This is a genomic window from Roseibium aquae (assembly GCF_008711285.1).
Classification (GTDB): Bacteria; Pseudomonadota; Alphaproteobacteria; order Rhizobiales; family Stappiaceae; genus Roseibium; species Roseibium aquae.
Genome location: NZ_VXDC01000006.1, coordinates 140,800 through 159,283, shown reverse-complemented (window position 1 = coordinate 159,283; position 18,484 = coordinate 140,800). Strand labels below are relative to the sequence as shown.

At 60.2% G+C, this 18,484-nt stretch carries 15 protein-coding genes and 1 pseudogene; 10 read left to right on the top strand and 6 right to left on the bottom strand.

What is annotated here, in order from left to right; genetic code table 11:
• Positions 1-247 precede the first annotated feature (247 nt).
• Positions 248-1,480, top strand: a complete 1,233-nt coding sequence (locus tag F0184_RS11250; RefSeq protein ID WP_150496279.1) for a sensor domain-containing diguanylate cyclase — start codon at positions 248-250, stop codon at positions 1,478-1,480.
• Between the two features lie 99 nt (positions 1,481-1,579).
• Here the strand turns inward: F0184_RS11250 and F0184_RS11245 are convergent.
• From F0184_RS11245 to F0184_RS11225, 5 genes and pseudogenes are all read right to left on the bottom strand, one after another.
• Positions 1,580-1,702, bottom strand: a pseudogene (locus F0184_RS11245) (IS3 family transposase); the annotation flags it as partial.
• Between the two features lie 204 nt (positions 1,703-1,906).
• Positions 1,907-3,397 (bottom strand): bifunctional metallophosphatase/5'-nucleotidase, encoded by a 1,491-nt coding sequence (locus F0184_RS11240; RefSeq protein WP_150496278.1) that lies wholly within the window; start codon positions 3,395-3,397, stop codon positions 1,907-1,909.
• A gap of 136 nt (positions 3,398-3,533) precedes the next feature.
• Positions 3,534-4,826, bottom strand: a complete 1,293-nt coding sequence (locus tag F0184_RS11235) for a hemolysin family protein (RefSeq protein WP_150496277.1) — start codon at positions 4,824-4,826, stop codon at positions 3,534-3,536.
• Between the two features lie 255 nt (positions 4,827-5,081).
• A complete protein-coding gene (locus F0184_RS11230) occupies positions 5,082-5,402 on the bottom strand; it encodes a hypothetical protein (protein WP_150496276.1) in 321 nt (106 codons plus the stop codon).
• 143 nt (positions 5,403-5,545) lie between these two features.
• Positions 5,546-7,579, bottom strand: coding sequence for a methyl-accepting chemotaxis protein (locus F0184_RS11225; protein ID WP_150496275.1), 2,034 nt, complete (start codon positions 7,577-7,579; stop codon positions 5,546-5,548).
• 204 nt (positions 7,580-7,783) lie between these two features.
• Between F0184_RS11225 and hmgA the strand changes: the two genes are divergently transcribed.
• The 9 genes from hmgA to F0184_RS11180 all read left to right on the top strand — a co-directional run bounded on the left by hmgA (position 7,784) and on the right by F0184_RS11180 (position 17,649).
• Positions 7,784-9,154, top strand: coding sequence for a homogentisate 1,2-dioxygenase (gene hmgA / locus F0184_RS11220; protein ID WP_150496274.1), 1,371 nt, complete (start codon positions 7,784-7,786; stop codon positions 9,152-9,154).
• A 254-nt stretch (positions 9,155-9,408) separates the two neighbouring features.
• Complete coding sequence (locus F0184_RS11215) at positions 9,409-10,284, top strand: MBL fold metallo-hydrolase (protein WP_244299125.1); 876 nt, start codon at positions 9,409-9,411, stop codon at positions 10,282-10,284.
• The gene (locus F0184_RS11210; RefSeq protein WP_150496273.1) at positions 10,281-11,291 is read left to right on the top strand and encodes a fumarylacetoacetate hydrolase family protein; all 1,011 of its coding nucleotides are present in this window, start codon (positions 10,281-10,283) and stop codon (positions 11,289-11,291) included. Before F0184_RS11215 ends, F0184_RS11210 begins: the two co-directional genes overlap by 4 nt.
• Before the next feature lie 117 nt (positions 11,292-11,408).
• Positions 11,409-11,939: a hypothetical protein gene (locus F0184_RS11205; RefSeq protein ID WP_208998436.1), complete on the top strand. Its 531-nt coding sequence runs from the start codon at positions 11,409-11,411 to the stop codon at positions 11,937-11,939.
• A 55-nt stretch (positions 11,940-11,994) separates the two neighbouring features.
• Complete coding sequence (locus tag F0184_RS11200; RefSeq protein WP_150496272.1) at positions 11,995-12,945, top strand: MBL fold metallo-hydrolase; 951 nt, start codon at positions 11,995-11,997, stop codon at positions 12,943-12,945.
• Positions 12,945-13,496, top strand: coding sequence for a DinB family protein (locus F0184_RS11195; protein WP_150496271.1), 552 nt, complete (start codon positions 12,945-12,947; stop codon positions 13,494-13,496). The genes F0184_RS11200 and F0184_RS11195 overlap by 1 nt, the downstream gene beginning before the upstream one ends.
• On the top strand, positions 13,493-15,103 hold the full coding sequence (locus F0184_RS11190) for an FAD-dependent oxidoreductase (protein WP_150496270.1): 1,611 nt from the start codon (positions 13,493-13,495) through the stop codon (positions 15,101-15,103). Before F0184_RS11195 ends, F0184_RS11190 begins: the two co-directional genes overlap by 4 nt.
• A gap of 1 nt (position 15,104) precedes the next feature.
• Positions 15,105-15,308 carry a DUF2783 domain-containing protein gene (locus F0184_RS11185; protein WP_150496269.1) on the top strand — a complete coding sequence of 68 codons (204 nt, stop codon included), beginning with the start codon at positions 15,105-15,107 and terminating at the stop codon, positions 15,306-15,308.
• A 100-nt stretch (positions 15,309-15,408) separates the two neighbouring features.
• A complete protein-coding gene (locus tag F0184_RS11180; protein ID WP_150496268.1) occupies positions 15,409-17,649 on the top strand; it encodes a sensor domain-containing phosphodiesterase in 2,241 nt (746 codons plus the stop codon).
• A gap of 46 nt (positions 17,650-17,695) precedes the next feature.
• Here F0184_RS11180 and F0184_RS11175 read toward each other — a convergent pair whose 3' ends face one another.
• Complete coding sequence (locus F0184_RS11175; protein WP_150496267.1) at positions 17,696-18,382, bottom strand: hypothetical protein; 687 nt, start codon at positions 18,380-18,382, stop codon at positions 17,696-17,698.
• Positions 18,383-18,484: the final 102 nt, after the last annotated feature.

The window sequence follows — 18,484 nt, the reverse complement described above, 5'->3', positions numbered from 1 at the left end:
AAATACATTTCTCTTGAAAGTAAAGATATCGCCCCTCTTTCAGTAATTTTTGAAGTGCAGGGTACGTTGTTTTGCTTATTCTTGGGCAGGCGGTTTGGGAAGGGGCTGCGGCGGAGCTTGTCAGCCCTGTGGCAGCTTCGGCTCGACGCCGCAGTGGCCGGGTCGCAGCTGATCAGATCGTCAGGGTGCTCCCGACGTTGCTGGCAAGGAGACGGGCGGAGCAAACAGTGGAGGAGTAGAGAAGAACATGCCAGTCTCAATCACAGCAAATGACCTCCAGCGTCTCGAAGCCTATGAAGCCGCTGTCCGGCAGATGCGGACCGGGCAATTCGGCGCCGTTCCCGTTCCCGGCAATATCGCCGACCCGATTGATGCCTTCGGCAGCGAGCTGGCGCAGTTGGGAAACTGGCTGGAAGCCCGCTTCGACGAATTCCGGAAATTTCAGGAACTCTCGCTCGAAATCGGGAGCGAGCTTTTTGCCGAGAACGTTCTGGAACGGATCTATCAGACGTTTCACAAGCTTATCCCTTATGACCGCATCGGCTGCGCGTTGCTGGAAGACAACGGTGGCAAGCTGCGCGCTTTCTGGGCGAAGGCGGATTATCGCGATCTTCGCATCAGCAAGAACTATTCGGCTCGAATGGCCGGCAGCAGCCTGGAAAAGATCCTTCAGACCGGCCAGCCGCGGATCCTCAACGATCTTGAGGCGCATCTGGCGCAGAACCCGCATTCGAAAGCGACCCGCATTGTTGTGGCTGAAGGCATCAACTCCAGCCTGACATGCCCGCTGATCGCCAACGGCAAGCCGCTCGGCTTTCTGTTTTTCTCAAGCCGGGAAAAGAACACGTATCGCGACCTTCATCACGAGACTTTTTTGCAGATCGCCGGACAGGTTTCGGTGATCATCGAAAAAAGCCTACTTTATCAGCAGCTTTATGATCTTAACGGACAGCTGGTCGAGGCGCACAAGAAGCTGAAGGACCAGGCGATGCACGACGGGTTGACGGGGATCTTGAACCGCAGCGCCATCATGGAACTGCTTGAAGCCGAGCTCTCGAAAGCCCGGCGTAAGGACCATGGTGTTGCGGTCATCATGGCGGACATCGATCACTTCAAATCCGTCAATGACACGCACGGTCACCTGGGTGGGGATGCGGTCCTGAGGGAAGTGGCAGGCCGGATCAAACACACCCTCCGGGGCTATGACCATCTGGGAAGATATGGCGGCGAGGAGTTTCTTGTTTTTCTATCCGATGCGAATGAAACGGTGGTTCTGGAAGTTGCTGAGCGGGTTCGCATCGCGGTCGGATCGGTGACGGTCCATCACGAGGGACAGATCATCCGGACGAGCCTGAGCCAGGGCGTTGCGCTGTTCAATGGCTCTGAGGTGGCCGAACACCTGATCGCCCGCGCCGATTCCGCTCTCTACACGGCAAAGAAAGAAGGCCGGAATTGCGTGCGCTTCGCGGGGCTGACCTAGATCAGCGGGCGTTTCATCGGACCTGAATCACGTCCCGAGCTGATCGCGTCTTGAGCGGGCGGGCATCTTTGGACGCTTTATAAAAACGCCCCGAGTTTTCTAGACACCCTCGGTTCTCATTTCCTGTCGTCGTTTGAACTCGAAGGGCGACAGCATCCCGTTCCTGACATGCTTGCCCTTCGGGTTGTAGAACATCTCTATGTAGTCGAACACATCCTGCCGGTCCCGCCATCCGGCTGCGGCCTTCGGGAAAACCGGAACGCCTCCAAAGGCCACGACCGATTGCTGTGCTTGGTTGCTCTCCTGACAAGACTGAATCGCCTCGCGATCAATCGAAACAGGAGAGACCGCTTCTACACTCCGAAAACACCAGGAATTGTCCCGGTCAGATTGGAGCGTGATGCGGCAATCCGACCGGAACCTGTTTTAATTGATCTGGGTGATCCGCCCGTCGAGCGTTGGAACGGCACCGCCGGTTTCAAAAGCGCGGATCACCTGCGCGGCCATCAACTCGGCCGCGTTTGCCTCGATCACGCTTGGCTTGCCGGCGAACATGGCGTAGCCGTCCCCGCCATTGCCCATGAAATCGTTGGTCGCCAGAAGGTAGGTCACGCCTTCGTCGAGGGGTGCGCCGCCGATCATCACGCCGGACACCCGGCTGCCGGCCGGCTTGGAGCTGTCAAAGGCGAAGGTCATGCCGGACACATGGGGAAAGCGGCCGCCGCCATCCTCGACCGCCGAAACGCCATTTTCCAGCGCCGCCAGGATGTCGGCGCCCGAAACCTCCAGCAACACGGTCTTGTTGCCAAAGGGCAGTTCCGTCAGGATATCGCGGCGGGTGATCACCGTGCCCGGCTCATAGGTCGTGTCGCCCCGGATGCCGCCGCCATTCGTGATCGCCACATCGGCCCCGGTTTCGAGCCGCATGGCGTCCACGGTCAGATTGCCGAATGCGCTTTCAGCGGCCCGGACGGTTGTCCGCCGCGTGTCGAGCAGAACCGGGGTCTCGCCAATTTCAATGTCGAGTTCGGCTGACAGGAACGCTTCATATTTCGCCACTTCGGCCGCCACAACGGGATCCGGCTCGACCGCCACCGTGTTGATCACCTCGAATGCCGGACTCCATTCGACCTGCGGTCCCCTGCGGCCTTCCACCGTCTCGATGTCAAGCGTGACCACCGTCACGAGACTGGCCTGGCTGCTGCTCTCGACCATGGCGACCCGGCCGTTGTAGCTGATGACCAGGTCGTGATCGTCGCCCGACAGCAGCAGGTCAATGTCACCGGCCTCAAGCAGTTGGATGTCTTCCGGCCGGTCCGTATGCGCCAGCGCGATCACGACATCCGCCCCGGCTTCGCGCAGCGCGGCCGCCGTTGCCGCCGCCACTTCGACCGGATCCTTGAAGGTGACATCGCCCGGTGAGGATTTCACGGCCGTGCCGTCGGTGGTAAGGCCGAACAGGCCAACGGTATGATCGCCAACCTCGACCATCATGTTGTCCGCAACCCCGTCCACAAGGGTGCCGTCCGGCTCGTAGGCATTGTTGGAAAGCATGGTGAAATTCGCTTCCGAGATGCGCGTGCGCAGCACATCGGGGCCAAAATCAAACTCGTGATTGCCAAGCGCCATGGCGTCCAGCCCAACCATGTTCATCAGGGCGATCATGTGTGCGCCTTCGTCGAAGCTCGACAACAAGGACGGGGAAATGCTGTCGCCGGCGCTGGTCGCCAGAACGGTGCCGCCTTGGGCGCGGATATCCGAAATCACCGTGGCGAGCCGGGCGACACCGCCGGTGTCGCCCGTCCCCTCCATTCGATCAAGGTCATTGACGTGAACGATGGTCAGCCTGTCTTTCGCGAATGCGGTTGTCGAGACAGACGCAAGCAAAGCTGCGGCAAGTAGGGCGGCAAGACGCATGAGGGGGATCTCCAGTTACGGGTTTGGTGACGCTAGCCGAGGGATTGGCGGTTGAAAAGAGATATCAGCAACTCACAGAATGCAACCTGAAGAGGAAAATGGCGGCGGATCACTTTTTGTTTTGGTAAGCCTCCGGTCACCTGGTGGACTGCGCATCTGGCGCGCTCACGGGGACCTTCTGCACCAGAAGCTTGTCGACCCTGCGTCCGTCCATGTCGACCACTTCGATCCGCCAGTCACCCAACCGGACGATCTGCCCGACCTTCGGCAGTTCGGCAGAGAGAAACAGTACAAGCCCGGCCACCGTCTCATAGTCGCCGTCATCGGCCAGCGAGAGGCCCAGCGAAACCGAGAATTCGTCGATCGGCATCCAGCCGGCCACCAGGAAGGAACCGTCTTCCCGTTCCACCATCTTCGGCTCGTCGTGCTCGGTTTCATCGAATCCTCCCGCGATCGCTCCCAGAATATCCATCGCGGTGACCAGGCCCTCGAAATGACCGTATTCGTCATAAACCAGGAGCATGTGTTCCTTGGATGCGCGAAGACGGTCGACCACATCCATGGCGGGAAGGCCGTCATGGATCACCGGGGCGTTCATCATCAACTCACGCGGATCGAAGGCGTCGGGACGTGAGGCCAGCAGGTCGCGGATGTGTAAAATGCCGATGATCTCGTCCGCGCCGCCGTCCCGCAAAGGCAGGCGTGTCCGGCCGCTCTCGATGAACCGGTTCAGGATTTGCTCGCGGCTTTCCCTCGCATCCGCCACCACGACTTCGTGCCTCGGGGTCATCAGGCCTTTCGCGGAGCGGTCGGCAATGCGCATGACGCCGGCGATCATTTCGGTCTCGCCCTTTTCGATCACGCCATCCGTCGCTGCTTCGGAGATCAGAAGCTGGATTTCTTCGTCCGTAACCCGCTGCTTCTGGTTGCGGTCGAGCCCCAACACCGACAAGAGGAGTTTTCCCGAATTGTCCAGGACCCAGACCAGCGGCGCGGCGAAAAATGCAAGCACCGTCATGGCCGGCGCCACGCGCGCGGCGATGCCTTCCGGATTGGCGAGGGCGGCCTGTTTGGGAACCAGTTCGCCAATCACTAGGGACAAATAAGTCACAGCAACCACGACAGACCCGACGCCGAGCGGCTGGGCGACATCCGGGGACAATCCGGCCGCCTCCAGCGCGGTCGATGCCCTCAGGCCCAGTGTGGCGCCGGAAAAGGCGCCGGACAGAACGCCGACAAGGGTGATTCCGATTTGAACCGTCGACAGGAACCGGCCCGGATCCTCCGCCAGCTTCAGCGCAAGAAGGGCGCCCCGGTCTCCGCGTGTCTTGAGCCGAGCCGGACGGGCGGAAACGATGGCCAATTCCGACATGGCGAGGGCGCCGTTGAGAAGGATCAGGCAGAACAGGATGCTGGTTTCAAGGACCATTTGGAAACGGATCTCACCGACAGGGGGCACTTCACCGGACAATAGTTTGGCCCGGGGAATTCTCAAAGAGAAGTCGGTGCTCTTGCGTCCGATTCAAAGTCGTGTGGTGGCCGAGGCGCATTTTCAAGAGGCGTCCCGCCCATTGAGCGCATGGACAGCACCGTCAAGATCGACGGGCAAGGCCGGACGTTTTTTGGATGCATTGGAACCGGCGGCTCTGGCCGGTTGGTTGATGCCGCTCCGCCACCCGCCGGCCTAAAGCGCGGGATGCATGCGCCGTCTGGTCAAAGGGGAGGAAAAGCCCGACGGCAACTCGTTGCTTTCGCCAAGCAGGTAGCGAAGCTGGGTGAGTTCCAGGGCGATGCCCGCGATGGTCCGCTCGAGCACCCGGTCCAGATAACTGCCAGCGGGCGTGTTCTCGCGGATCCGCTCCGCTCTGTCCTGCGCCCTCTCCAGATACAGCACCATTGTGTCGAGATCGGTCCGGGTGAGCTCCCCCAGTAGCGTACCGGCGACACCGGCCGGTTTTGGTGTCGGCTCTGCGGATGCGGGCGGAGGTGCAAATGGCGCGGTCATGGCAAACTCGATCTGTTCAAAGTTCTTGTTTTGTTCTTATCGCGAAAGGGGCGCACAGGCAAGAAGGTTCGGCTGGAAACGGCGTAAAGAATACCCCCGGATTTTCACGTCCGGGGGTCGGATCGGTCTTGGGTTGGCCGGGTTTATGCGGCCCGGACCCGTGCCAGGAAGTCCGCGATCTTTTTGCCCAGCTCCTGGGCTTGCGCGGAAACGCTTTGCGACACGGACAAGACATCGGCGGCCGATGTGCTGGTTTCGGTCGCCCCGTGCATCACATCCTCGACGCTGCCGGTCATCTCGTTGGTGCACTGCGCAGCCTGCTGCACATTATTCGAGATTTCCTGCGTTGCTTCCCCTTGCTGCGAAATCGCCTCGGCAATCGAGCCGGTGAACTCGTTTACGCGTTCCATGATGGCCGCGATTTCCTCGATCGATCCGGCGGCGTCCTTTGTCGAGGCCTGGATGCCGGTGATCTGGGTTGAAATCTCTTCGGTCGCTTTTGCGGTCTGTGTCGCCAGTTCCTTTACTTCGGCGGCCACGACGGCAAACCCCTTTCCGGCCTCGCCGGCCCGCGCGGCCTCGATCGTGGCATTGAGGGCGAGGAGGTTGGTTTGCTCGGCAATCGCCTGGATCAGGCTCACGACTTCGCCGATTTTCTGTGCGGCGCTGTCAAGGCTTTCCACTTTCTGGTTCGATGCCTGAGCTGCGCCGGTTGCGCTGCTGACGACTTCCTTCGTTTGATCGATCTGCCGGCTGATCTCGGAGATGGAGGCCGACAACTCTTCCGCGGCCGAAGCAACGGTTTGAACGCTGCCCTGGGCTACCTGCGACGAAGACGATACGTTCGCGACCTTGGCGCTGGTGTCGCGTGCGATCGTGTCGAGAGATTCGGCCGTCCGCTCCATCGTCCTGCTGTCATTCGCGACTTGCTCAAGGGCCATGCGAACACTGTCTTCGAAGTCGATGATCATGGCATCGATCATTTTCTGCCGATGCAGTTGGGCTTCAGTGCTCCGTTCCGTGTCCGATTGGAGAACACGGCGCTCTTTCTCGTTTTCGACGAAGACCTCGAGGGCGTTGGCCATCTCGCCGATTTCATCCTTGCGCTCGAGGTGGGCCACCTGGGTATCCACGTCCCCAGCTGCCAGATCCCGCATGCGAGCCGTCAGATCCTGGACAGGTTTTGCGATGGTCGTGCCCAACACCCACATCAGTCCTGTTCCGCCGACCAGCAGGATGGCGGCGATCAGGAGCCCGATGCCCATGGTCGAATTCGCGGCCGACAGAAGCTCGCTTTCCTCAACGGCAACCACGACAAACCAGTTCTGGCCCGTGCCGTTGAGTTCAAATGCGTGGATGACCTCAGCCATGCCTGCTTCGGTTGTAAAGGATGAGCCCCCCGAAAGGGCCCGGATCTTTGCAAGATAGGAGGCGTCCGCAGTCTGTCCCAAAAGCTTGGTATCGGGATGGGATACCCAGACACCATTTTCGCTCAAGAGACCGGAAAAGCCGGTTTGATAGGCTCGATCGGCACTGATGATTTCCTGGAGGCCAGCCAAAGAGATGTCGATGGTCGCCCCGCCGATGCCCTTGCCGGATTGGTCCAGAATGGGAGACGAGGCGGTCGCCATGAGAACATCAACGCCATTGACCGGATAAAGATAAGGCTCGGTCACGGTGTCGCGGCCAAGATTCTTGGGTTTGTCGTACCATTCTTCCGACCCGCTATCGCCTCCAAAAATCAAAGGCTCCCAGGCAACCGAAGCTCCATCGTTGTAGAAATAGGGAATGAAGCGGCCGCTGTCGTCGGAAAAGCCCGTCCCGGGGCTATCGGCATCGGCTCCGATCATGTTGGGTTCGAAGATCGCGCCGCCGCCGACGAAATGCTTGTTCTGACTGATCTGGTGCTGCATCACCGCGCCATAGGCGTTCCGGTCCGTCACGCCGGCATGTTGAAGGCCTTCCAGGGCATCTGCGGCCGCGCGCGCCGCCAATTGCGCCGCGCCGATCGTTTCGCTGGCTTCCAGAGAAAGTGCTTCCGATGTCTTGATAATCAGGTCTTCCCCAGACTTGCTGGTCGTACTCTGGATCATCAAGGTCATGGATGTGACCAAGGCGAGAAAACCGACAAGGAAAACGCCGGTGGCGGCAAAAAAGATGCGGTTTCTGAGTGACATCGGGCAACCTTATGCATGAACGAACCTGTTCTCAGGGTAGGCTGGGAAAGTTAAGCCAAAGCTACCCGTTCGGAAGAAATGGCCTGCGGACGGCCACAAAAGGCGTTTGCGGCCGGGGCGGATGAGGTCGCGCTTGACCGCTACGATCCATTTGGTTACAAGTGAAACTAAATTGAGGCCAGCACGGTGCGGGAGGACGCAACCATGGACCAAATCAACACCGCCCACGCAGATTCGCGTGGTCTTTCCATCAATCAGGCGAAGCTCGAGTTCATGCCCGGTTTCGGCAATGACTTTGAGACCGAAGCCCTTCCGGGGTCCCTGCCGCAAGGCATGAACAGCCCGCAGAAATGCGCCTTTGGCCTTTACGGCGAGCAGCTCTCCGGCACGGCCTTCACGGCACCCAGCCACCAGAACGAGCGGACCTGGTGTTACCGGATCCGGCCTTCGGTGAAGCATTCGGGCCGCTATACGAAGATCGATCTGCCTTATTGGAAGTCCGCCCCGCATGTGGTCGACGATGTGATTTCGCTCGGCCAGTACCGCTGGGACCCGGTGCCGTACACGGAAGACAAGCTGACCTGGCTGACCGGCATGCGGACCATGACGACCGCCGGCGACGTCAATACGCAGGTCGGCATGGCGAGCCATATCTATCTGGTCACCGACAGCATGATCGATGACTATTTCTATTCCGCCGACAGCGAGATCCTGATCGTGCCTCAGGAAGGCCGGTTGCGGTTCTACACCGAGCTTGGTGTCATGGACCTGGAGCCGAAGGAAATCGCCATCATCCCGCGCGGGCTGGTCTACCGGGTCGAGCTTCTGGAGGGGCCGGCGCGCGGCTTTGTCTGCGAAAACTACGGCCAGAAATTCGAGCTGCCGGGCCGGGGTCCGATCGGTGCCAACTGCATGGCCAACCGCCGCGACTTCAAGACACCCGTCGCCTGGTATGAGGATCGCGAGGTGCCGTCGACGCTCACGATCAAATGGTGCGGCCAGTTCCACAAGACCGACATCAATCAGTCGCCGCTCGATGTGGTCGCCTGGCACGGCAATTATGCGCCGGTGAAATACGACCTGCGGACCTACTGCCCGATCGGCGCAATCCTGTTCGATCACCCGGATCCGTCGATTTTCACCGTCCTGACAGCGCCGTCCGGCGTGCCGGGTACGGCCAATATCGACTTCGTGCTGTTCCGCGAGCGCTGGATGGTGATGGAAAACACCTTCCGTCCGCCCTGGTACCACAAGAACATCATGTCCGAGCTGATGGGCAATATCTATGGCCAGTATGATGCCAAACCGCAGGGCTTCGTGCCGGGCGGCATGAGCCTGCACAACATGATGCTGCCGCACGGGCCGGATCGCGAAGCGTTCGAAGGCGCCTCCACAAGCGATCTGAAGCCGCATAAGCTCGACCAGACCATGTCCTTCATGTTCGAGACCCGGTTCCCGCAGCACCTGACGGAATTTGCGGCCAAGGAGGCCCCCCTCCAAGACGATTACATCGACTGCTGGGACAGTTTGGAAAAGAAATACGACGGCACGCCTGAAGGCACTTGGGACAAGTAGAGGCAAAGGGGCAGGGGCCTTGCCGTGCCGGATGTGATCCGGGACTTGGGTCTCTAAGTGAATCGAGCCCGCTGCCGTCATCCCGGCCTTGAGCCGGGATCGGCGAGCCTCGAAGTTTCTGGTGGATGTGCGGCATCACACAGATGGAATGAGGGTGCCCCGATCCCGGATCTCCGCTTGCGCTGCGTCCGGGATGACCATTTTGGGGTTGGTTGGAACATCAGCGTTCAGGCGGCTTTCTGGGGAATCAGTTCGTGGGAGACCGAAAAACCATAGAGGACCGCCTTGTGCTGCTGGGTACCAAGGGTGGACCGGCGATCCGCCCTGGCGGGCCGTCACCGACCAGCAGCCTCCTGGAAATTGGCGGGCGCCGCTGCGTCATCGATTGCGGTTTGGGGGTGACGCGCGGGCTGGTCGAAGCTGGTGTCACACTGAAAGAGCTCGATCTCATTTTCATCACGCACCTGCATTCTGATCACATCCTCGAACTGGGGCCGCTGATCCACACGGCCTGGACGACCGGCTTGAAAACGCCGGTGACGGTGTTCGGCCCCTCCGGCACCGCCGCCTATTGGACGGGCTTCCTGGCCTCGATGAGATACGATATCGACCTTCGGATTGCCGATGAGGGAAGACCGGACCCGCGGGATTTTGTGACGGTCGTTGAATATGGCGAAGGGCCGCTTGGGTTGGAAGGCCTCGAGGTCTCCGCCCTGCGGGTCAAGCATCCGCCGGTGACCGAGTGTTTCGCGTTGAAGTTCCGCACCCCCGACTGGTGTGTTGTCTTCAGCGCCGACACCACCTATTTCCCGCCGCTGGCCGGCTTTGCAAGTGGTTGCGATGTGTTGGTCCATGAGGCCATGCTGGCGGACGGGGTCGACAAGATCGTCGAGATCACCGGCAACGGAGAACGTCTGCGCACCCATCTGATGGACAGCCATACGCTGGCTCCCGATGCCGCCCGGATCGCGTCGGCGGCCGGTGCCAAGCAGCTTGTGCTGAACCATTTGATCCCGGCGGATCTGCCGGGGTTTGACGAAAAAGACTGGCTGGCGGCCACTCGGGGCCACTATGCCGGACCAATCACAATCGGCCGCGATGGCCTGACCCTAACGAGGAGCGCTCAATGAAACTCGCCACACTGAAGAATGGCACAAGGGACGGACGGCTGGTGGTCGTCAATGACAGTGTCACCCGCTGCAGCTATGCCGACCACATTGCTCCGACCCTTCAGGCGGCGCTCGACAACTGGGCGGAGGTGGCCCCGAAACTGCAGGTCCTGGCCGAGAGCCTGAGCCATGATGCGGTGCCGTCTTTGCGGTTCCATGAGCACGACGCCATGTCGCCTTTGCCGCGGGCCTACCAGTGGGCGGACGGCTCTGCCTATGTCAATCACGTGGAACTGGTGCGCAAGGCGCGCGGCGCGGAGATGCCGGACAGTTTCTGGACCGATCCGCTGATGTATCAAGGCGGTTCGGACACGTTCCTCGGCCCGCGCGACCCCATCGTGATGGGCGATGAAGCCTGGGGCATCGACATGGAGGGCGAGGTCGCCGTGATCGTCGATGATGTGCCGATGGGCGCGAGCGTGGAACAGGCCCGCGAGGCCATCCGCCTCGTGATGCTGGTGAACGATGTGTCCTTGCGCGGCCTCATCCCGGCCGAACTCGGAAAGGGCTTCGGCTTTTTCCAGTCCAAGCCTTCTTCGGCCTTCTCGCCGGTCGCTGTCACGCCGGACAGTCTGGGTGAGGCCTGGGACGGCGGCAAACTGCACTTGCCGCTCCGTGTCGACCTGAACGGCCTGCCCTTTGGCCGGGCTGATGCGGGGGTCGACATGACCTTCGACTTCGGCCAGCTGATCGCCCATGCGGCTAAGACGCGGCCGCTCGGCGCGGGCACGATCATCGGCTCGGGCACCGTATCCAACAAGCTGGACGGCGGTCCGGGCAAGCCGGTCGCAGATGGCGGTGTCGGGTATTCCTGCATCGCCGAGATCCGCATGATCGAAACCATCAACGCCGGCGCGCCGAAGACCCCGTTCCTTAAGTTCGGCGATGAGGTCCGGATCGAGATGCTCGACAAGCAAGGGCATTCGGTCTTCGGCGCGATTGAGCAGAAAGTTGAAAAGGCGGCCTGAAGGCGGCGCCGCCGATCACTGCCCGGTCACGCAACCGGCGGATAACGGGGGGAATTGGGCCGGAGCCGCAAGAGGGCCTGTCAGACGCCCCCCGCGCCCGTTAGTGGAGACGAGAAGATGAAGATGATCCGACAGGTTTTGCCGATTGCGGCGCTGGTTTTATGTCCGGCGTCCGCTCTGGCCACCGACCCAACTGCGCCGGTCGCGTCACTGATGGCGCTTGCCGAAACGAACTGGTCGGCCTCGGCTTCGGGCTATGAGGACTATTTCTCGGATGACCGATTGGCGGCGCTTTACAGCACCGAGTTTGCCGAGCTCTACCGCAAGGCGGCCGCCACCGAAGATGCAAAAGAGATGGGGTCACCGTTCAACTGGGACGTCATCGTCAATGCGCAGGACGGCTGTCCGCTGGAAAACCTCACGATCGAACCGGGGTCAAGCGCAAATGGTGTGACCCAGGTTGTTGCCCGGTTTCAGGCAATGGCGTGTTTTGGAACACAGGCCGAGTTCCAGGCCTACCGGGAAACCCGTTTCACCGTGGTGGTGGAGGATGACCAGTCCGTTGTCGACGACATCGTGACCGACCTTGATGGGGACGTCCTGTCGGTGAAAGCCATTCTGCGCGAACTGGCGCAAACCGCGAACTGACATTTCCAAACTGGCCCGGTCGCCGGTCCGGTGTTCGAAAACAGATGAGAGAGATATGACCAAGCAATTTGCCTCCGCAGGCGATATGGAAGAAAAGAAGATCTCCTTCACCGAGATCGGCCGCGATCTTTGGGCTTTTACCGCCGAGGGCGATCCCAATTCCGGGGTGATCATCGGCGATGACAGCGTGATGGTCATCGAGGCGCAGGCGACACCGCGCCTTGCCAACAAGGTGATCGAAAAGGTGCGCTCCGTCACCGACAAGCCGATCAGCCACCTTGTGCTTACCCACTATCATGCGGTCAGGGTGCTGGGGGCATCGGCTTATCAGGCGCCCACCGTGATCATGAGCGACGGCGCGCGGGCCATGGTGGCGGAGCGCGGTCAGGAGGACTGGGAAAGCGAATTCCAACGGTTTCCGCGCCTGTTCCAGGGCCATGAAAGCATCCCCGGCCTGACCTGGCCAACGACCACCTTTTCCGAGCGCATGACCGTTTATCTTGGCAACCGCCGGGTCGATCTCATGCATCTGGGCCGGGCCCACACGGCGGGCGATATCGTGGCCTGGGTGCCGGATGAGGAGGTGATGTTCACCGGCGATATCGTCGAGTACCACTCGGCCTGCTATTGCGGGGACGGCCATTTCGAGGAATGGGGCGGCACGCTGGATGCCATCCGCTCGTTCGATCCGCAATCGATCGCGCCGGGGCGCGGCGACGCGCTGGTCGGTCCCGAAATGGTGTATGCCGCCATCGAAAGCACCCGCGACTTCGTGGAGAGCACCTATCGTCCGGTCGCCAAGGTGGTTGCCCGCGGCGGCAGTCTGAAAGAAGCCTGGGACGCGGTCCGGGCCGAATGCGATCCGAAGTTCAAGGACTACGCCATCTACGAGCACTGCCTCCCGTTCAATGTCGCAAGGGCTTATGACGAGGCCCGCGGTATCGATACGCCGCGCATCTGGACGGCCGAGCGCGATGCCAGGATGTGGCAGGATCTCCAGGGCTGATGTCTTTGGTGCTGGATCATCTCCGCCTGATGGCGCGCAACAACGCCTACGCCAATGAACGGCTCTACGAGGCCTGTTGCGCCCTTTCGGCGGCGGAGTTTGATGCCGCGCGGGCGGGCTTCTTCCCGTCCATCTCCAAAACGCTCAACCACATTCTGCAGGTGGACCGCTATTATCTTGACGCCTTGACCGAAAGCGGGCGGGGGCGTTCGGTCTTTGATGCGCCGGCTCTGGAGACGGCCGCCGAACTGGCCGGAGCCCAGACCGCGCATGACGGCCGGTTGACTGCGTTTTGCGATGGATTGGCCGATCGGGACCTCAAGCGCACAGTCCCGCAAGACCGGGGCGGGGACGGCCTGTGGCACGAGCGCGTCGATCATACGCTTTTGCATCTGTTCCAGCATCAGATCCATCACCGGGGCCAGGTGCACGCTATGCTGGACTCGACATCCGTCGCGCCGCCCCAGCTCGACGAGTTTTTCATCCGCTTCGACCGGCATCCTGTCGCCGAGAAACATCTTGCCAACAGGCTGTGGGAGGACACCGAATGACCAAGATATTTGAAACGCCGCTCTATCCCTATCAGCCTTCGCCCGACCAGTCGGCGGCAGCGCCCGTGCGGCATCCGGTCGTGGTGATCGGCGCGGGGCCGGTCGGCCTTGCCTTCGCGATCGACATGGCGATGAAGGATGTGCCAGTCGTCGTGCTGGACGACAATGACAAGGTAAGCTTCGGCTCGCGGGCCATTTGTTTCGCGAAACGTTCGCTTGAGATCCTCGACCGGCTTGGCTGCGGCGATCCGATGGTGAACAAGGGTGTGGTCTGGAACCTGGGGAAGGTCTTTTTCAAGGACCGGAAGGTCTACGATTTCAACCTTCTGCCCGAAGATCATCACAAGCGTCCCGCCTTCATCAATCTCCAGCAGTATTACTGTGAGCTTTATCTGGTCGAGCGGGCGCGGGAACTCCAGTCGAAGGGAAAGCCGATAGAGATCCGGGGCGGCAACAGGGTTACCGGTTTGGACCGGCGCGAGGATCATACCCGCGTGTCCATCGACACCCAGGACGGGTCCTATGATCTCGACGCCGATTGGCTGATCGCTTGCGACGGGGCTGCTTCACCGGTCCGGAACATGATGGGGCTCGACTTCGTGGGCCGTGTCTTTGAAGACAATTTTCTGATCGCCGACGTCATCATGCAGGCGGATTTCCCGACAGAACGCTGGTTCTGGTTCGATCCCCCCTTCAACCCGGGCCAGTCCGCGCTGTTGCACAAGCAGCCAGACGGCGTGTGGCGGATCGACCTCCAACTCGGCTGGGACATTGACAAGGACGAGGAAAAAAGGCCGGAAAAGGTGATCCCGCGTCTGAAGCAGATGCTCGGCGAGGAGGTCGAGTTTTCTCTCGAATGGCTGTCGATCTACACCTTCCAATGCCGGCGGATGGAGAAGTTCCGGCACGGGCACGTGATCTTCGCCGGGGACAGCGCCCATCAGGTGTCGCCTTTTGGCGCCCGCGGCGCGAACTCCGGCTTTCAGGATGCCGACAACCTGGCCTGGAAACTCGATCTTGTGCTGTCCGGAAAAGCGCCCGAGAGCCTGCTCGACAGCTATGATGCCGAACGGGTGTACGCGGCTGACGAGAATATTCTGAACTCCAGCCGCTCGACGGACTTCATCACGCCGAAGTCCGAGGTCAGTCGCTTGTTCCGCGATGCGGTGCTTGATCTTGCCGAGACCCAAGCGTTTGCCCGTCCGCTGGTGAATTCGGGCCGGCTGTCCCTGCCGAGCACCTATCGCGTTTCTCCGTTGAACGGGCCGGACGCGGCGGACCTGCCGGCGCGGCTCTGTCCCGGCGCCCCGGTTGTGGATGCGCCGCTGGATGAGGGCTGGCTGATCGACAGGCTCGGCAATCGGTTTGTATTGCTCGGCATGAATTGTGAAGTACCACCGGCTCTTCACTGTGACGGCCTTGCCGTTGAGGGCCTGACCCTGACCGGTCCGGGCCTCAATCCGGTTCTTCGGGACAGATACATGGGCGAGGCCGATCGGGCCGTCTATCTGATCCGGCCGGATCAGCATGTGGCCGCCAGATGGACCGGTTTTGACGAGGGAGCGATTGCTGGCGCCGTTGCCAAATCAATTGGGAAGGAGTTCTGATATGTCTGCATCGACCACCGCGACCCCAAATCTTGACCGTCCGGATGACTTCTATGCAGATCTTTTGGCTGCCCATGAGGGGCTGAGCAAAGACGAAAGCGATGCGTTGAACGCACGCCTGATCCTTATCCTCGCCAATGAGATCGGCGACAGGGCAATTCTTAAGTCCTCTATAGAAAAAGCAATGTTAAATATTACAATATAAAGAATGCAGAAAGTTCTTTTGAAATTTCAGGTGCATGTATTCGAATTTTGTTATGGAATTCAGCCTACGGTCGCGGAAGCACGCGTAGGTGGGATTCTGAATGACGTCAAATAACTTCCCGCTTCCCCCGCATGAGGAGGCACGCATCAAGGCTTTGCGGGCAATCGGGATCGTGGGATCCTCCCAGGAGCCCGAATTCGACGCTGTGGTACAGGTCGTGCAGGCCACATTTGGCGTGCCGATCGCCCTGATCTCCTTTGTTGAGGCCGACCGCCAGTGGTTCAAAGCCAAATGCGGCCTTGATGCGGAGGATACGCCACGCGAAGCGGCGTTCTGTGCCCATACGATCACCGGGCAAGACGTTATGATCGTGCCCGACACGTTTGAAGATCGGCGTTTCGCCGACAACCCCTTGGTCACGGGAGAGCCTTTCATTCGCTTTTATGCGGGCTGTCCGCTGAGCATCGACGGCAAGCACAACATCGGGACCCTGTGCGTCATTGATCAAAAACCGCGTGAGCCCTTGCCGGCTGAGATCGACCAATTGCGGCGTATGGCGAAAGTCACCGAAGGGCTGGTTCGGGCCTACAAGGCGGCCGCCGATCTCGAGGCCGCCGCGCACAGCAACAAAAATCAGCACGACGAGTTAGCCGCCCAGCATCGGCTCTTGAAACAGATCGAGCAGATGGCGGAGGTCGGAGCGTTCAAGATTGACTGGGATACGGGTGAAACCAGCTGGTCCGACCAGATTTTCCGCCTTCACGATCTGCCGATCGGCGCATCTCCGTCACTGGAAGAAGCGGTCGAGTTTTTTCCCGGTGATGAGCGGCAACGTGTCGTTGACCAGTTCAAGAAGGATTTCGCGCTGGGCCGTGCGACCTATGTGGAGGCGGATTTCGTGACCGCACTGGGCCGGAAGCGGCGCGTGCGGTTTTCCGGTGAGCTGCAATCCGGAGAGGGCGGCAAGCAGACGGTTCTGGGGGTGATGCAGGACGTTACCCGCCAATACCAGGATGCCCAGACGCTTTGGCGAGCGGCTCATATCGACGGATTGTCAGGTCTGGCCAACCGGAAGTGGTTTCATGAACGCTTGAATGCCGACTTGAGAAAGGGGGCATCCGCGCCGGGCGGACTTGGGCTGATCCTTATCGATCTCGATGGCTTCAAACTGGTGAACGACAGTTTGGGACATGCCGCCGGAGACCGTGTTATCCGCGTCATGGCAGACCGCATGCAAGCCCATGCCGGAGCTGATGTGTTCTGCGCCCGGCTTGCCGGCGATGAATTTGCCATGCTGGTGCCGACCGCCGCCAATATGCGCGATACGGTCGATGGTCTCCGGGTGCTGACGGACGGCCTGATCGAGGCCTTGAAACAGCCGGTGATTTACGGCCAGGAGCGCCTGTATATCGGGGCCTCGATCGGCATTGCACGGGCGCCGCACGATGCGGAGCGGCCGGAAGATCTTATGCGCTGCGCCGATATGGCTCTTTACAAGGCCAAACGCAGCGGCCGTGGCCGGACCATGTTCTACCATGAAGGGCTGAAGAACATTTTCAGCGTCCGCCGGGCCGCCATCGACAGGGTGCGCGATGCCTTCCATGAACAGCGGATCGAGGCGCATTATCAGCCGATTATCGATTCCAGGACGCGGATCCGGCTGGGCGCCGAAGCCCTGGTGCGGATCCGGATGCCGGATAGCACCTTGTTTGGGCCCGATGATTTCAAGCCGGCCTTTGATGACCCGGAAAGCGCACGGATCATCGATAAATGCGTTTTTGAAACGGTTCTTTCCCATATGAGCGGCTGGCAGGCCGAAGGCGGCAATCCGGGAATCATATCGCTCAACATCTCCGATCACTGGTTCCAGTCGGACCGATTTGCCGATCAGACGCTTGCCTGCCTGGAAGACGCCGGAATCGATCCCGGTTCCATCCGGTTCGAGATCGGTGAGACGACACTGCTCAACGAGGATCTCCAGATCGTCCAGCAACAGCTTGAACGCCTGTCCAAAGCCGGCCTGTCCGTCGCGCTTGACGATTTCGGGGCCGGCTTTGCCTCCTTGACCCATTTGCGCGACTTTCCGATCGATACCATCAAGATTGACCGCTCGTTCGTGCGTGGCCTTGGGCAGCACGAACCGAGCACTTTGATCGTGAAGGCGATTATCGACCTGGCGCGCAGCCTGGAGCTCAATGTGGTGGCGACGGGTGTGGAGACCGAACAGGAGGCGGACTGCTTGCGCGATCTGGGCTGCTTCAACGTTCAAGGTGTGCTGTTCGGAAATGCGGTCTCGGCCGATGCCATCGCTGCGCGGCTGAAGACCGCGGACAGCGGCTAGCCTTGGTCCCGGTCTTTAATGGATTTGCGCCTTGCCCGGGCCCGGCCTAACCAAGGATGGCCGTTTTCGGTTTCGGACCCAGAAGCGGATCCTCTCTCAAAGCTTTGGTGTATTTCTCCACCAGAGGCTCCGAAATCTTGATGGGGGAGGGGCCGAAAGCGTGATAGGTCTTTGACAGCACCTGGTTGACGCAGTTGGAAAAGGCCTCGCTGTAGTCGGGGCGCTTTTGCATGTGCATCACCGTATTGCGGACGATCTTGATCAGATCCGTATCTCCGACAATCTGCTTGGGCGAAAGCTGAGCCGTATGGATCCGGGTCAGATCCCGATAGCGGGCATAAAGGTGGTCTTTGAACTCCTGATCGATTTCCGTATCGAAAAAATCGGCTTGAGCCCGGGCAAAATGAACCTCCCAGAACCGGTCGGAGCGCTTGATCTGGTCGCTGAAGACCCTTTTTGCCGTTCTCCTGCATAGTATCCGGATAACGAACACGGAGAAGAAATTCTTGTCCATGATGACGAACTTGCGCCGTTCGTGTATCTCGCCGCATTTGTTGTAGTTGTGCTGGTAAATCCGAAACAGACTTTCGGAGCTGGATACATTGTCGATGATGCCCGAGATTTCCGAAGCGGTCAGGGTGCCTCCCTTCTGATCGGCGGCCCATAACAGGCTGTCACGGATGACGGCCGTGACCTGGTTGCCCACCCCGGTGCAGATATGGGGACCGCTCAATCGTGTGGCCTGATCCTTGGCACTAGAATTTTTCACCGCCGGAGCACCCTTCAAAGACGCCGGAGTGCACGGTCTTGCCTGGTGAACTAGAACCGGCTGCAC

What these genes read in the sequence shown, in the direction of transcription:
- F0184_RS11250 (WP_150496279.1), top strand. Translation starts at nt 248, where the DNA reads ATGCCAGTCTCAATCACAGCAAATGACCTCCAGCGTCTCGAAGCCTAT.
- F0184_RS11240 (WP_150496278.1), bottom strand. Translation starts at nt 3,397, where the DNA reads ATGCGTCTTGCCGCCCTACTTGCCGCAGCTTTGCTTGCGTCTGTCTCG.
- F0184_RS11235 (WP_150496277.1), bottom strand. Translation starts at nt 4,826, where the DNA reads ATGGTCCTTGAAACCAGCATCCTGTTCTGCCTGATCCTTCTCAACGGC.
- F0184_RS11230 (WP_150496276.1), bottom strand. Translation starts at nt 5,402, where the DNA reads ATGACCGCGCCATTTGCACCTCCGCCCGCATCCGCAGAGCCGACACCA.
- F0184_RS11225 (WP_150496275.1), bottom strand. Translation starts at nt 7,579, where the DNA reads ATGTCACTCAGAAACCGCATCTTTTTTGCCGCCACCGGCGTTTTCCTT.
- hmgA (WP_150496274.1), top strand. Translation starts at nt 7,784, where the DNA reads ATGGACCAAATCAACACCGCCCACGCAGATTCGCGTGGTCTTTCCATC.
- F0184_RS11210 (WP_150496273.1), top strand. Translation starts at nt 10,281, where the DNA reads ATGAAACTCGCCACACTGAAGAATGGCACAAGGGACGGACGGCTGGTG.
- F0184_RS11205 (WP_208998436.1), top strand. Translation starts at nt 11,409, where the DNA reads ATGAAGATGATCCGACAGGTTTTGCCGATTGCGGCGCTGGTTTTATGT.
- F0184_RS11200 (WP_150496272.1), top strand. Translation starts at nt 11,995, where the DNA reads ATGACCAAGCAATTTGCCTCCGCAGGCGATATGGAAGAAAAGAAGATC.
- F0184_RS11195 (WP_150496271.1), top strand. Translation starts at nt 12,945, where the DNA reads ATGTCTTTGGTGCTGGATCATCTCCGCCTGATGGCGCGCAACAACGCC.
- F0184_RS11190 (WP_150496270.1), top strand. Translation starts at nt 13,493, where the DNA reads ATGACCAAGATATTTGAAACGCCGCTCTATCCCTATCAGCCTTCGCCC.
- F0184_RS11185 (WP_150496269.1), top strand. Translation starts at nt 15,105, where the DNA reads ATGTCTGCATCGACCACCGCGACCCCAAATCTTGACCGTCCGGATGAC.
- F0184_RS11180 (WP_150496268.1), top strand. Translation starts at nt 15,409, where the DNA reads ATGACGTCAAATAACTTCCCGCTTCCCCCGCATGAGGAGGCACGCATC.